Annotated in this window: 12 protein-coding genes; 6 read left to right on the top strand and 6 right to left on the bottom strand. The window is 72.4% G+C overall.

What is annotated here, in order from left to right; translation table 11 throughout:
- Positions 1-95: 95 nt before the first annotated feature.
- From CS0771_RS30300 to CS0771_RS30280, 5 genes are all read right to left on the bottom strand, one after another.
- Entirely contained in the window at positions 96-785 is a 690-nt protein-coding gene (locus tag CS0771_RS30300; RefSeq protein WP_212844179.1) for an AAA family ATPase, read from the bottom strand.
- A gap of 43 nt (positions 786-828) precedes the next feature.
- The gene (locus CS0771_RS30295) at positions 829-1,272 is read right to left on the bottom strand and encodes a hypothetical protein (protein ID WP_212844178.1); all 444 of its coding nucleotides are present in this window, start codon (positions 1,270-1,272) and stop codon (positions 829-831) included.
- Positions 1,273-1,310: 38 nt separating this feature from the next.
- On the bottom strand, positions 1,311-1,538 hold the full coding sequence (locus CS0771_RS30290; RefSeq protein WP_212844177.1) for a helix-turn-helix transcriptional regulator: 228 nt from the start codon (positions 1,536-1,538) through the stop codon (positions 1,311-1,313).
- A 2-nt stretch (positions 1,539-1,540) separates the two neighbouring features.
- Positions 1,541-2,134, bottom strand: a complete 594-nt coding sequence (locus CS0771_RS30285; RefSeq protein ID WP_212844176.1) for a DUF2975 domain-containing protein — start codon at positions 2,132-2,134, stop codon at positions 1,541-1,543.
- Between the two features lie 2,067 nt (positions 2,135-4,201).
- Positions 4,202-4,555, bottom strand: a complete 354-nt coding sequence (locus CS0771_RS30280; protein WP_212844175.1) for a helix-turn-helix domain-containing protein — start codon at positions 4,553-4,555, stop codon at positions 4,202-4,204.
- A gap of 64 nt (positions 4,556-4,619) precedes the next feature.
- Between CS0771_RS30280 and CS0771_RS30275 the strand changes: the two genes are divergently transcribed.
- The 4 genes from CS0771_RS30275 to CS0771_RS30260 all read left to right on the top strand — a co-directional run bounded on the left by CS0771_RS30275 (position 4,620) and on the right by CS0771_RS30260 (position 8,645).
- Positions 4,620-5,129 (top strand): hemerythrin domain-containing protein, encoded by a 510-nt coding sequence (locus CS0771_RS30275; RefSeq protein WP_212844174.1) that lies wholly within the window; start codon positions 4,620-4,622, stop codon positions 5,127-5,129.
- Complete coding sequence (locus CS0771_RS30270) at positions 5,122-6,000, top strand: LLM class flavin-dependent oxidoreductase (protein ID WP_212844173.1); 879 nt, start codon at positions 5,122-5,124, stop codon at positions 5,998-6,000. Before CS0771_RS30275 ends, CS0771_RS30270 begins: the two co-directional genes overlap by 8 nt.
- 171 nt (positions 6,001-6,171) lie before the next feature.
- A complete protein-coding gene (locus tag CS0771_RS30265) occupies positions 6,172-8,205 on the top strand; it encodes a PKD domain-containing protein (RefSeq protein WP_212844172.1) in 2,034 nt (677 codons plus the stop codon).
- Positions 8,206-8,447: 242 nt separating this feature from the next.
- Complete coding sequence (locus tag CS0771_RS30260; protein ID WP_212844171.1) at positions 8,448-8,645, top strand: hypothetical protein; 198 nt, start codon at positions 8,448-8,450, stop codon at positions 8,643-8,645.
- A 34-nt stretch (positions 8,646-8,679) separates the two neighbouring features.
- Here the strand turns inward: CS0771_RS30260 and CS0771_RS30255 are convergent, their stop codons facing one another.
- Positions 8,680-8,868 (bottom strand): hypothetical protein, encoded by a 189-nt coding sequence (locus CS0771_RS30255; protein ID WP_212844170.1) that lies wholly within the window; start codon positions 8,866-8,868, stop codon positions 8,680-8,682.
- A gap of 491 nt (positions 8,869-9,359) precedes the next feature.
- Between CS0771_RS30255 and CS0771_RS30250 the strand changes: the two genes are divergently transcribed.
- Together CS0771_RS30250 and CS0771_RS30245 are read left to right on the top strand one after the other, a co-directional pair.
- The gene (locus tag CS0771_RS30250) at positions 9,360-10,712 is read left to right on the top strand and encodes an alpha-lytic protease prodomain-containing protein (protein ID WP_244871122.1); all 1,353 of its coding nucleotides are present in this window, start codon (positions 9,360-9,362) and stop codon (positions 10,710-10,712) included.
- Positions 10,713-10,803: 91 nt separating this feature from the next.
- A complete protein-coding gene (locus CS0771_RS30245; protein ID WP_212844169.1) occupies positions 10,804-13,164 on the top strand; it encodes a M4 family metallopeptidase in 2,361 nt (786 codons plus the stop codon).
- Positions 13,165-13,346 lie beyond the last annotated feature (182 nt).

Raw genomic sequence — 13,346 nt, 5'->3', positions numbered from 1 at the left:
CGTCTGCTCACCAAGGTCTCACCTTACGATCCGGACATTCCATACCGGTCCTACCGGACGACCCTCACTCTCGAACTGCGCGGGGGCGGGCGGTCCTACCGGTGTCGGCGCATAAGGGATTTCGCCACCGGGACCCGCGCCGAGGGCACCAAGGCGCACTGGCAGTCGCTGTTTCCGGCGGCGTGGGTGACCTCCGAGGTGCGTTTCGACAGCTCGGGCACCGGCGACTGAGGACCTGACCGGGCGGCGAGCGGAGCAAGCTCTGACAGGTCGGCCAGCAGGGCATCGACGTCGACCGCCCGCGTGGTGTCCACCTTCAGCACGGCACCGCCGAGCTTCAGAGGGCCGCGGTATGTGGCACGGATCGCGGCGACCCGTGCGGCGACCTGCTCGTCGGTCAGTTCCTCGTCGAGGTGACCGGGATGGCGGCGTCTGCGCCGGAAGCGTTCGGCGGCCGTCTCCACCGGGCACGCGCAGTGGACCTCGATCAGGCGGCCGCCCAGGCCTGGCAGGTGCCGCGCCGCCCATTCGTGGTGCCACCAGTTGACCAGCACCGCGCCGGGCATCCCCCGCGCCGTCGTGAGCAGCACCTCGTCGGCGGCACGGCTGAGCCGGGTGCGCCATGCCTGGTCGCCGACGCCGAGGGAGTCGAACAGCGCTTCCAGGATCTCGTCCTTGTCGGCGAACGGCAGCTCCAGCCGCTCGGCCAGCTGCCGCCCGAGCGTGGTCTTCCCGCTGCCGGGCAGCCCGGAGACGACGATGTACGCGATGTCGGCCGGTGCCACATGATGATCATTGCAGGCTGCCTTCCGGCTGACGGGCGCGGGGCTACGGCCGGCCGTCCGCCAGCAGACGGCAGGCATCCCGGTCGTAGGGCAGTCCGGCGTCGCGCAGAACCAGGGCGACGGTGCCGTTGCCTGAGCCCCACAGGTCGGCGTTGTCGACAAGCGCGCTTAAGCAGCGACGTTGCACCGGGGGCAGTCCGCCGGTGGAGCAGTCGGCGAAGAGGGCGTGCAGCCGCGCGCGTAGCTCGGCGTCCTCGGCAGCGGCCAGTCGCGGGTCGCCGACCAGCCCGGCGACCGCGACGGCGGCCGGTGGGGTCGCCGTCCACGGTGTGCCCTGGTGGAGCACAGCCGACCAGAGGTGGTCCAGCGCCGCGTCGCGGGCGGCCGGGTCGCGTTCCGCGAGCGCGGCCAGGTGGCCCGAGGTGTCGACGGCCCAGCCGTAGGCGTGCAGCAGCCCGGCGAACCGGCTGGCGTCGATGCTGGTCACCCCGGCAACCTACTACCGGCCGCCGACACGGGCCGTGCTCACTGTTCTTTCCGGACGGTGAACAGGTCGCCGGGCTGGCAGTCCAGGGCTTCGCACAGGGCGGTGAGGGTGCTGAAGCGCACCGCGCGGGCCCGGCCGTTCTTGAGGACCGACAGGTTGGCCAGGGTGATGCCCACCCGGTCGGCCAGCTCGGTGAGCGTCATGCCGCGGGCCGCGAGCAGCGCGTCGATGTGCACCTCGACGCGGTGCTCGTCCTCGGGTGGCACCGTCACACCACCGCGTCGAGTTCGGCGCGCATCGCGGCACCGCGCTTGACCAGCTCGGCGACGGCCAGGAAGCCGATGCCGGCCAGCAGCCACCACCAGGACATGGCGTACGACGCGGACAGGTATCCGTCGAACAGGGTCTCCGACGCCAGGAACGTGGCGCTGAGCTGGACGGCGTCGGCGAGCAGCCCCCCGGCGACCACCACGAAGCCGAGCCAGGTCAGCCGCCGGACGACGGGCTGCTCGAACGGCCCGGTCCGCCGGGCCAGGCGCACCGTGGACCAGAGCAGCACCAGCATGACCAGCCCGACCGCGTACGACGGCAGCCCCGTGAGCACGTGCAGCACTCGCTGGTATGCCGACGGGCCGGTGACCAGCACGTCCACGTCGCCGTCGGGGTCGACGGCGGCGTTCGGCCGCAGGGATCCGTGCACGTCGGTGAGGCCGTCGACGGACACGGCGGGCACGGTGAACGTGACGGTGTCGTCGACGGCGGGCGCGATGAGGCCGAAGGCGATCACGGCGCTGGTCAGGACCATCGCGGCGAGCAGCACGGACTGCAGCTCGGCGAGCCAGTCGGGGCGGCGCAGGGACACGGCGGCATCTCCTTATCGATAATCGATATCTCGATAATCGATAAGTTAGTGACCCTTGTCAACTCCTGTCGAGGACGCCGGGGTTCGCAACTGTTCGACGGTGAGTGGATCCTGGTGTGCGCGAGCGTTCGTCAGTGTGCGCTGACCACGGCCGCTGTCGGGGGTTGGGCGAAATGGACGGTTCCGCCTGGGGGTCGGCTCGGTAGGTTCACTGGGTGGTTCTGGTGGCATCGGCGCTTCGGATTGTCGTACCGGGTCCTTAGGCTCGGGCTCGTGTCCTGTATGGAGCATGTTGGGCTGGTGGTGCAGGTGCGCCGCCTGCGCATGGACCCGTGCACGGGAACGTGGCTGTCGCGCGACTGCGGCGTCGGCGGGGCCGGTGTCGCTCGGGTGCGGGCCGGTGGCGGGCGTCTGGCTGGGCCGGTGCAGGTGTGTGGTGGCCGGTGGTGACGGGGTCTGTCAGTGGGTTGCGGCCGGTCGCGGCGCCGTTCGTGGTGGCGGGGCCGTCGGGTGTGGCGGTCCGGGACCGTCTGCGCGGCCTGACCGCCGCTGATGAGCAGGTGCTGCGTCTGGTCGGGCAGCACCTGGGCACGCTGGCCTCGGCTGATCTGAAGGCCCGCTGCCGTGACGGGCATGACCACAGCTCGGACCGGTGGGCGGCGCGGAAGCAGTCGTTGACGGGGATGTCGTCGTCGCGGTGGGCGGGGTCGATCACCCGGGCCGCCAACGACCAGTGGAACCTGTCCCGCCGATGCCTGCAGGCGCACATCCGCAGCCTGGAGGCCGGGATCGTGATGCTGGCGCACCGCCTGTCCCAGCCCGTCGGCTCGCCCGGCACCAAGCGTGTCCCGGGCGGGTACCGCTCCCGTTCGGAGTGGTTCGCCAAGTCCCGCCGCCTGACCGTGCTCAAGGCCCGCCACGCGGCGGCGGCGGCCGACTGGCAGGCGGGGCGGGTGCGGGTCGTGCGCGGCGGGCGACGCCTGGCCCACCTGCGTCACCACCTGGAGCAGGCCGGGCTTACCGAGCAGCAGTGGCGGCAACGGTGGCAGGCCGAGCGGTGGTTCCTGTCCGCCGACGGCGAGAGCGGCAAGCCGCACGGCAACGAGACGATCCGCGTCACCCCCGACGGCGAAGTGACGATCAAACTGCCTGCCCCGCTGGCTCACCTGGCCAACACCGGACACGGCCGTTACAACCTGCCGGGCCGGGTGGTGTTCGCGCACCGGGGTGAGCGGTGGCGTGACCGGGTCGAGGCGGACCTGGCCGTCGCATATCGCATCCACCACGATCCTGGCCGGCGTCGCTGGTACCTGACCGCATCCTGGCAGCAGCCAGCGGTCAGGGTCGTGCCGTTGGAGGCGGCGCGGGCCGCGGGGGTGGTCGGGGTCGACATGAACGCCCACCACCTCGCCGCGTGGCGGCTCGACGTCCACGGCAACCCCGTGGGTGACCCGCGCCGGTTCGGCTACGACCTGTCCGGTAACGCTGAACACCGCGACGCCCAGATCCGCCACGCCATCACCGCGCTGCTGCACTGGGCCACACGCGCAGGCGTCAACGCGGTCGCGGTGGAGGACCTCGACTTCACCAGCGAGAAGACCCGGGAGAGGCACGGCCGACGCCGCAGGTTCCGGCAGTTGATCTCCGGCATGCCCACCGGCCGGCTCCGAGCCCGCCTGCTGTCCATGGCCGCCGAGCACGGCTTGGCCCTCGTCGCGGTCGACCCCGCCTACACCTCCAAGTGGGGCGCCCAGCACTGGCGCAGACCACTCACATCGGCCCGTAGAAACCCGACCCGTCACGACGGCGCGGCCGTTGCGATCGGCAGACGTGCCCTCGGGCACCGGATCAGGCGTCGGACGCCACCGCCCCACGACGACCGGAGCGATCGTCGCGGGCATCGGAACGTCCAGGCCCGACCCGGCACCCGAGGGCGCGAGGAACCCCGCCCGCCTGTCACCGGACCGCGCACACGATGCGCCCACCGGACAGCGCCGCGAAAGTGGGAGACCAGCGTGCCCAACACCGTCCGGGACACGCGGCTGAGCATCAACACATGCGCAGTCCTTAGGAACGGTTGCGGGCGGTCCAGTCGAACAGCGGCTGCATGGCGTCGAGCAGTTCGGCGCCCCGGGCCGTGGGCGCGTAGAGGATCTGCACCGGCGTGCTCGGGATCACCTGGCGTTCGAGCAGGCCGACCTGCTCCAGCTCGCGCAGGCGCTGGGTGAGCACCCGGTCGGAGATGCCGTGCACGAAGGCGCGGTACTGCCCGAAGCGGCGGGCGCCGCGCTGCCCGGCGAGCAGGACCATGCCGACCCAGCGGCGCCCGAGCAGCTCCAGCACGGGCTGGAACGAGCGGCAGGCGGCGTCGCTGGGATGGTGCATTTCCAGGCTGGCGGGGGAGTGCTGCGTCGTGGTCACTTACCTAGAGTAAGTAACTAACCGGCGTTTTGCCCAGCGCCCGGGGCGGCGACAAGCTGGGGCGGTGAGTCAACACCGAACGACCGAGAGCCCGCTGCTGGCGGAGCTGCGCTGGATCCACGACATGCTGCGCCGTGACCTGGCGACCGTGCGCCGGCTCGCCGACGAGGCCGCCGCCGGGGCCCCGGCCGCCGCGCTGCAGGAGGGTCTCCGGCGGCTGCAGACCAGCGGCCCCCTGTTCCAGCTCAAGGCCAACTGCCTGTCGTACTGCCAGGTGGTGCACCACCACCACAGCCTGGAGAGCGCCCTGCTGTTCCCCGCGGTGCGCCGCTCGGCGCCGCACCTGAAGGAGACCGTCGACCGGCTCGAAGCCGATCACCAGCTGGTCTCCGGCCTGCTCGACCAGGTCGAGGGCGCGGCCCGCGCGTTGGGCGGCGACGACCGGGCGGTGCGCGAGAAGCTGGTGGCGGCGCTGCGCACGCTCTCCGACCACCTGCTGGCGCACCTGGCGTTCGAGGAGGAGTCGCTGGCGCCCGTGCTGGCGACCTGGAAGAGGTGGCCGTTCCATGGCTGAGGACCTGCGTTTCGGCGTCGCGGTGACACCCGGCGCGCACGACCCGGCGGCGATGACCGCGCTGGCCCAGGCCGCCGACCGGGCCGGGCTGGACCTGATCGCGGTGCAGGACCACCCGTACCAGCCGGGGCACCTGGACACCTGGACCGCGCTGACCCATCTGGGCGCGCGCACCGAGCGGATCGGGCTGCTCACCGACGTGGCCGACCTGGCACTGCGCCCCGCTCCGATGCTGGCCAAGGCCGCCGCGTCACTGGACGTGCTGACCGGCGGCCGGGTCGAACTGGGCGTCGGCTCCGGCGGCTTCCCCGACGCGGTCGCCGGGATGGGCGGCCACGCCGTGCGCGGCGGGCAGGCCGTCGAGTTCACCGCCGAGGCGCTGGCGCTGCTGCGCGCGGCGCTGGACGCGGACGCCCCCATCGGGCTGGACGGGCGGCACCATCGCGTCGGCGGATACCAGCCGGGCCCGGTCCCGCCGCATCGGGTGCCGGTGTGGGTCGGCGCGCAGGGCCCGCGCATGCTCGGCCTGATCGGCGAGCTGGCCGACGGCTGGATCTGCCCGCTCAACATCTACGTGCCGCCGGGGGAGGTGCCCGCCAAGCAGGCCCTCATCGACCGGGCTGCCCTCGCCGCGGGGCGGGGGACCGGTGACGTGCGCCGCCTGTACAACGTGCTGGGTCTGATCGGCGGCGGGCACCGCGGCAAGGGCCTGTTCGGCCCGGCCGAGGTCTGGGCGCAGACCCTGGCCGATTGGGTACGCGAGCTGCGCTTCGACACGTTCGTGTTCTGGCCTGCGATGTCCGAACTGGACCAGCTCCGGCGGTTCACGGAGGAGGTCGTGCCGCGGGTGCGGGAGCTGGTGTGTGGCTAGTGCCGCCGGGCGGTCCGGTCCATCCGGAGTGGACCGGATCGCTCGTTCCGGGTCGGCCCGACGACGCGACCGTCCCGGATGCACGGTCGAAAAGACCACCTGAACCGACGCTGCCGCCCGGCCGCCCGCGCGTGATTGCATTCGCGCAGACCTATGGGGCGGGAGTCGTGCATGCGTAGACAGCTGGGTGCGGTGCTGGTCGGGGTGCTGGTCGCGGTCGGGTTGCCCGCCGCCACGGCGGCCGACGCCGCCGGCGTCACCTACACCGCGTACACCTGGGGCGGCAACAGCCTCGGCCAGCTCGGCAACGGCACCACCACCTCGCGGCTCACGCCCGGCCCGGTCACGGCCGTCACCGACCTCGTGCAGCTCGCCGGGGGACGGGACCACGTCGTCGCGCTCGACGCGTCCGGCCGCGTGTGGACCTGGGGCGGCAACGCGTTCGGGCAGCTCGGGCTCGGGGACCTGACCAACCGGTCCACGCCCGTGATCGTGCCGGGCCTGCCCGCCATCGTCGAGGTCGCGTCGGGCCACGACCACTCCCTGGCCAGGACCGCCTCCGGCGCCGTCTACACGTGGGGCCTGAACACCACCGGCCAGCTCGGCGACGGGTCGACCACCAATCGGCGCTCGCCGGTCCTGGTGTCAGGCCTGACCGACGCGGTGCGCATCGCCGCCGGGCGGGACATGAGCTACGCCATCCGCGCCAACGGCTGGGCGGCGGCCTGGGGCCTCAACGACACCGGCGCGCTGGGCGACGGCACCACGACCAACCGCAGCACCCCGGTCCGGGTGGGCTCGCTGACCGGCGTCCAGGCGATCGCGGGCGGCCGCAACCACGGCCTGGCCAAACTGTCCGACGGCTCGCTGTGGGCCTGGGGCTGGAACGAGTACGGCCAGGTCGGCGACGGCACCCTCACCGACCGCACGTCACCGGTCCAGATCATCGCGTCGGGGATCACCGAGGTCATCGGCGGTGCGCACCACTCGTACGCGCTGCGCGCCGACGGGCAGGTGCTGTCCTGGGGCCGCAACTACCGTTCCGAGCTGGGCGACGGCACCACCACCGACCGCACCCGGCCGGTCTCCGTCATCGGGGTGACCTCCGCGGTGTCCATCGCGTCCGGCCGCGACCACGGGATCGCCGCGATGGCGAACGGCACCGTCATGACCTGGGGCTACAACGCCAGCGGCCAGCTCGGCGACGGCACCACCACCAGCCGGACCCGCGCGGTCACCGCGACCGGCCTGACCGGGGTCACCGTGGCGGGCGGCGGCGGCCAGGCGTACTCGGCCGTGCTGGTCCCGAACGGCCCGCCCCCGCCGGACCAGGAGCCGGTGGCCGCGTTCAGCTTCTCTTGCACCGCGCTGGCATGCACGTTCAACGGCAGTGGCTCGTCCGACCCGGACGGTGTGGTGACGGGACACGCCTGGGCGTTCGGCGACGGCGACACCGGCAGCGGCGCGAGCACCTCGCACACCTACGACGCGGCGGGCAGCTACCCGGTCACGCTCACCGTCACCGACGACGACGGGCTCACCGGCAGCCTGACCCGTACGGTCACCGTCACGGCGACGCCGCCGGCCGGCAACGTGACGTTCCGGGCGGCCGTGGGCAGCGACGCCAACACGATGACGCCGGCGGTGACCGTGCCCGCGAGCGTGCAGGCAGGCGACACGCTGGTGCTGTTCCTGTCCGGCAACCGCGCCGCGACCACCACCACCCCGGCCGGGTGGACCCTGCTCGGCACCCGCAGCGACGGCACCGACCTGCGGTCGTGGGTCTTCACCCGCACCGCGGCCGCCGGGACGGCGGGCTCGGCCGTGAGCACCACGCTCGACGCCTTCACCAAGGCCAGCCTGGTGCTGGTCGCGTACACCGGCGCCGGGCCGGTCACCGTCACCGGCTCGCTGGAGGACACCGCCACCAAGACCGGGCATCCGACCGCGGCGGTGGCCGTGGCCGCCGGTGGCTCGACGGTGGTCAGCTACTGGGTGCAGAAGCTCAGCACGACCGGCTCGTGGACCGTGCCCGGCACGGTCACCCCGCGCACCTCCACCACCGGCAGCGGCGGCGGGCTGCTGTCCACCGTCGTGGGCGACACCGGCGGCGTCGGGGCCGGGATGTGGCCCGGAGTGACCGCGACCAGCAGCGTCGCTTCGGCACGCGCCATCGGCTGGAGCGTCGTCGTCCCGCCCGCCTGATGGTGGGTCACGGCGGCGGCCGGCCGCCGCGACACCTAACGGTTGACTGAGCGCCGGCGAGATGCCGGAGACCTGTGTCGCCTACCTGACAGCTCTCGGTGTCCACCCAAGTCGGCCCAGCTGCGACACAAGGTTACTGTGCCGTCTACTTGCATCGCTGCGTACTTGAGTGCCATCTTGCGGAGCAAGGCGGAGCTCCATCACCCCCGCTTAAGGAGGGGTCTAGATGGAGGGAATCGGACGTGTTCGATAAGGATGCCTGGCGCCTCATGGCCGTGGCTCACCTACTCGTCATCTCGGCACTTGCGGCCGGCGCGGCCAGCTTTCTCAGCTGGGTCAACGGCACTAGCGAAGCGGGAAGCATCCTCATCGGCGGTGCCGCCTTCGGCGGCACCGCGACATTGCTTCTCGGCCTGATTCAGTTCATCGCCAAGAAATGATCATGGGCAACGCGCCGGGCGACAGCCGAGATCTTCAGCTAGCACGCTTGGGTGCCAGCTTGATGATCGCGTGGTCGTTGCTTCCACCGGTGAGGAAACACTCCTCCATCACGTACGGTGTCGCATCCAGACGGATGCGGACGGAGCCGTCGTCATACGCCAGCACGCGTACCTTGCGGCCGTCTGGCAATACGAGTCCCTCGGAAAAGATGCGCTCAGCCATACAGATTCTCCTTCCTACAGGCCGATCGAGCGCCAAAGCGTACCTCTCCCATCCCTGATCGGCATCGGTTTCCGGCCGGGTCGGCCACGGGCCGTCAAGACATGTGGCGCGGGCATCCGGCGGCGCTGCTGAGGTGGTCAGCCGTCGTGCCTGGTGGCGTACCTCAGACCCACCACGCCGTTGGCGAACCGGCGCGCTCCTTCAGGAAATTCAGGTCGACGCGGACGCCGGCGGGGAAGAACGGGTTGCCGCCGCCAACATCGCCGCCTGCACATTCCGGGATCGTGTCAGCCGCTCGTGACAGCCCGTGGGGGCCGGTACACGGACACGTGGTCGCCCGAGTCGGCGGTGAACGGCGGCCCATGCGTCTTCGTGTCGCATGTCCGCGATCATCGATGCGCTGGTCGGGGGTGTCCGCCGGTTTAGTTACCGTAAACAATATGAGCAGTTCGGTAGTACAAAGTTAACAGTGGTCTTCCTAGATTCCAGGCATGGCCAACAGATCCACTTTGATCACTACCGTGCTCGCCGCGACAGGTCTGGCCGCGGCCCTGCTCGTCGCGCCGACCGCGATGGCGGGCAGCACCGCCCCCGCTGCCGTACCGGTGAACGCCGACCGCGGCATGGTCGCCGAACTCGCCCGCACCCTCGGCGTCAGCCCGGAGCAGGCGCTGTCCCGGCTCGGCCGCGAGGCCGCCTTCGCCCGCACCGAGGACGGCCTGCGCCGGGTCCTCGGCGACGGCTTCGGCGGCGCGTACCTCAACACCGACGCCTCCCAGCTCACCGTCGCGGTGACCCGCCGCGCCGACAGCGCCCGGGTCCGCGCCGCCGGCGCCGTCCCGGTCGTCGTCGAGCGCAGCGAGGCCCGGCTCGCCGAGGCGGCCGCCCGCCTCGACCGTAGTGCCGCCGCGGCGCCGAAGCAGGTGCCGGGCTGGTACCCGGACGTGCGCACCAACAAGGTCGTCGTGATGTACCGCGACGGCGCCCTCGACGCGGCCCGCACCTGGGCCGCCGCCAGCGGCCTCGACACCGCGAGCGTGCGCTACGAGGCCAGCGCCGAGCAGCCGCGCCCGCTGATCGACATCATCGGCGGCAACGCGTACTACATCGGCAGCGGCACCCGCTGCTCGGTCGGTTTCGCGGTCACCGGCGGGTTCGTCACCGCCGGGCACTGCGGCAGCACCGGCGCGAGCACCACCCAGCCCAGCGGCAGCTTCGCCGGGTCCAGCTTCCCGGGCAACGACTACGCCTGGGTCCGCACCGCCGCCGGCAACACCCCCCGCGCCCTGGTCAACCGCTACTCGGGCACCGTGCCCGTGGCCGGTTCGCAGGCGGCCGGGGTCGGCGCGTCGGTGTGCCGCTCGGGCTCGACCACGGGCTGGCACTGCGGCACCATCAACGCACTGAACAGCTCGGTGACCTACCCGCAGGGCACCGTGTCCGGTCTGATCCGGACCAACGTCTGCGCCGAGCCCGGCGACTCCGGCGGCTCGCTCATCGCCGGTGACCAGGCGCAGGGCGTCACCTCGGGCGGCTCGGGCAACTGCAGCTCCGGCGGCACCACGTACTTCCAGCCGGTCAACGAGATCCTGCAGACCTACGGCCTGACCCTGACCGTCAGCGGCGGCACGCCGCCGAGCACCGGCCCCACCCCGACCGCGGGCCCGACCGGGCCGCCGCCGGGCTGCGGCGGGCTGCCCGGCTGGAGCGCCACCACGGCGTACGCGCCCGGCGCGGTCGTCGCGTACAACGGCCGCCGCTACGAGGCCACCTGGTGGTCCACCGGTGCGGTGCCCGGCGCGGCCGGCTCGTGGGCCGTCTGGGCCGACAAGGGCTCCTGTTAGCAAGCGTTCCTCCCCATCAGGTGGCCTGGGCGTCCTGGAGAAACGCCCAGGCCACCACCCCCGCACACCCCTTCCTAAGGAGTCCGTCCTCGTGAAGTCCATCGGCATACGGATCACGCTCGCGGCCACCGCCGCGGCCGTGGGCCTCGCCCTGGTGATCCCGGGCGTGTCCGGCGCCATCGACAGCCCCGCCGCCGCACCCGCCCCGGCCGCCGACCCGGCCGTGCTCGCCGCGGCCGCCGCCGACCGCGCCGCGAACAGCGGCTACGACGCCCTCGCCAAGGGCCCCGACGAATCCTTCCTGCGCCGCGACGTCGTGTCCGGCTCCGGAGGCTTCCAGTACGTGTCCTACGAGCGCACCTACCGCGGCCTGCCCGTGCTCGGCGGCGACGCCGTCGTGGTCACCGACGCCAAGGGCACCGTCCGCGACACCGCCTCCGCGCTCGGCCGCGGCGTCACCCTCACCACGACCACCCCGAAGATCACCGCGGCGCGCGCCGAGGGCGTCGCCCGAAAGCAGCTCGACAAGGTCCGGCAGCTCACCCCGGCGCAGCTCGCGGTGCACGCGGGCGAGCGCGGCGACCGGCTCGCGTACGCCGTCGTGCTCGAAGGCGTGAAGGCCGGTGCGCCCAGCCGCCTGCACGTCGTCGTCGACGCGTCCACCTCGGCCGTGCTCGACGTGCGCGACGACGTTCGCATGGGCACCGGCAACGGCTACTACAACGGCCAGGTGAGCATCACCACCAGCGGCTCGGGCAGCTCCTGGTCGATGACCGACAACACGCGGCCCGGCATCCGCTGCGGCGGCCAGAACGGCGCCGCGTACACCGGCACCGACGACGCGTGGGGCAACGGCTCAGGCACCAACCTGGAGACCGCCTGCGTCGACGCGCTCTACGCCGTGCAGCGCGAGTGGGACATGCTCAGCTCCTGGCTCGGCCGCAACGGCATCAACGGCAACGGCGGCGGCTTCCCCGCCCGGGTCGGCCTCGCCGAGGTCAACGCGTACTGGAACGGCAGCTACACCAACTTCGGCCGCAACCAGGCGGGCACCGGCCAGGCCACCCCGATCGACGTCGTCGCGCACGAGTACGGCCACGCGATCTTCCAGACCACCCCGGGCGGCGCCGGTTCCGGCAACGAGAACGGCGGCATCAACGAGTCCACCGGCGACATCTTCGGCGCGCTCACCGAGGCGTACGCGAACAACCCCAACGACCCGCCGGACTACCTCGTCGGCGAGGAGGTCAACCTCGTCGGGCAGGGCCCGATCCGCAACATGTACAACCCGCAGGCGCTGGGCGACCCGAACTGCTACAGCTCGGCCATCCCCAACACCGAGGTGCACGCCGCGGCCGGCCCGAACAACCACTGGTTCTACCTGACCGCGATCGGCTCGGCCGGCGGCGGCGGCAACCCCGCCAGCCCGACCTGCAACGGCTCCACCGTCACCGGCATCGGCATCCAGAAGGCCGGCCAGATCTACATGGCCGCGCTCAACATGAAGACGTCGAGCTGGCGCTACGTCAACGTGCGCACCGCGACCCTGCGCGCGGCCGTGAACCTGTTCGGCGCGTCGTCGGCGGAGTGCCGCACGGTCAAGGCGGCCTGGGACGCGGTCAGCGTGCCCGCGCAGTCCGGTGAGGCCCAGTGCAGCATCGCGCCGGGCAACGACTTCTCGCTGACCGTCAGCCCCGGCAGTGGCACGGTGCAGCGCGGCAGCAGCGTCAGCACGACCGTCAGCACCGCGACCACCTCCGGCAGCGCGCAGACGGTCAGCCTGACCGCGAGCGGCCTGCCGTCCGGGGTGACGGCCAGCTTCAGCCCGTCGTCGGTCACCTCCGGCGGGTCCAGCACGCTGACCCTCACCGCGAGCGCGTCGGCGGCGACCGGTTCGGCGGCGGTCACCGTCACCGGCACCGGGCCGAACGCCACGCACACGGCGACGTACACCGTCACGGTCACCACCGTGCCCGGTGGCGACGACTTCGCGGTGTCGCTGTCGCCCGCCTCGGCGACCGTCGCGGCCGGCGGCTCCACCAGCGCGAGCGTGGGCACCACGACCACCTCGGGCAGTGCGCAGACGGTGAACCTGTCGGTGACCGGCGCGCCGACCGGGGTGACCGCGTCGGTCAGCCCGTCGACGGTGACCTCGGGTGCGGGCGCGACGCTGTCGGTCGCCGTCGGGGCGAGCGCCGCGCCGGGGACGTACACGCTGACGGTGACGGGTGCGGGCAGCTCCGCGACGCGCACCGCCACCTTCACGCTGACCGTGACCGGCGGTGGTGGCGGCTGCGGCAGCCTGCCCGCATGGAGCTCCGCCACCGCGTATGTGCCAGACGACCTCGTCTCGCACAACGGGCGGCGGTGGAAGGCGACCTGGTGGTCGACCGGTGCCGAGCCGGGAGCGCCCGGATCCTGGGCGGTCTGGTCCGACCAGGGCGCCTGCTGAAATAAGGGGGAAGAGGGCGGCTGCCGTCACGGGGCAGCCGCCCTCGCCACCCTCGCCACCCTCGCCACCCCTCCCGCGCCGATCTTGCGCCAACTGTGGGTGCGACACGCTCTTTCCGGACATATCCCTAACACTTCGCGCAAGATCAACGTGATCTTGGCGGGTGGCGGTCGCAACGCGTG

This window comes from Catellatospora sp. IY07-71, assembly GCF_018326265.1.
Taxonomy (GTDB): domain Bacteria; phylum Actinomycetota; class Actinomycetes; order Mycobacteriales; family Micromonosporaceae; genus Catellatospora.
This window is presented reverse-complemented; position numbering and strand designations above follow the sequence as displayed.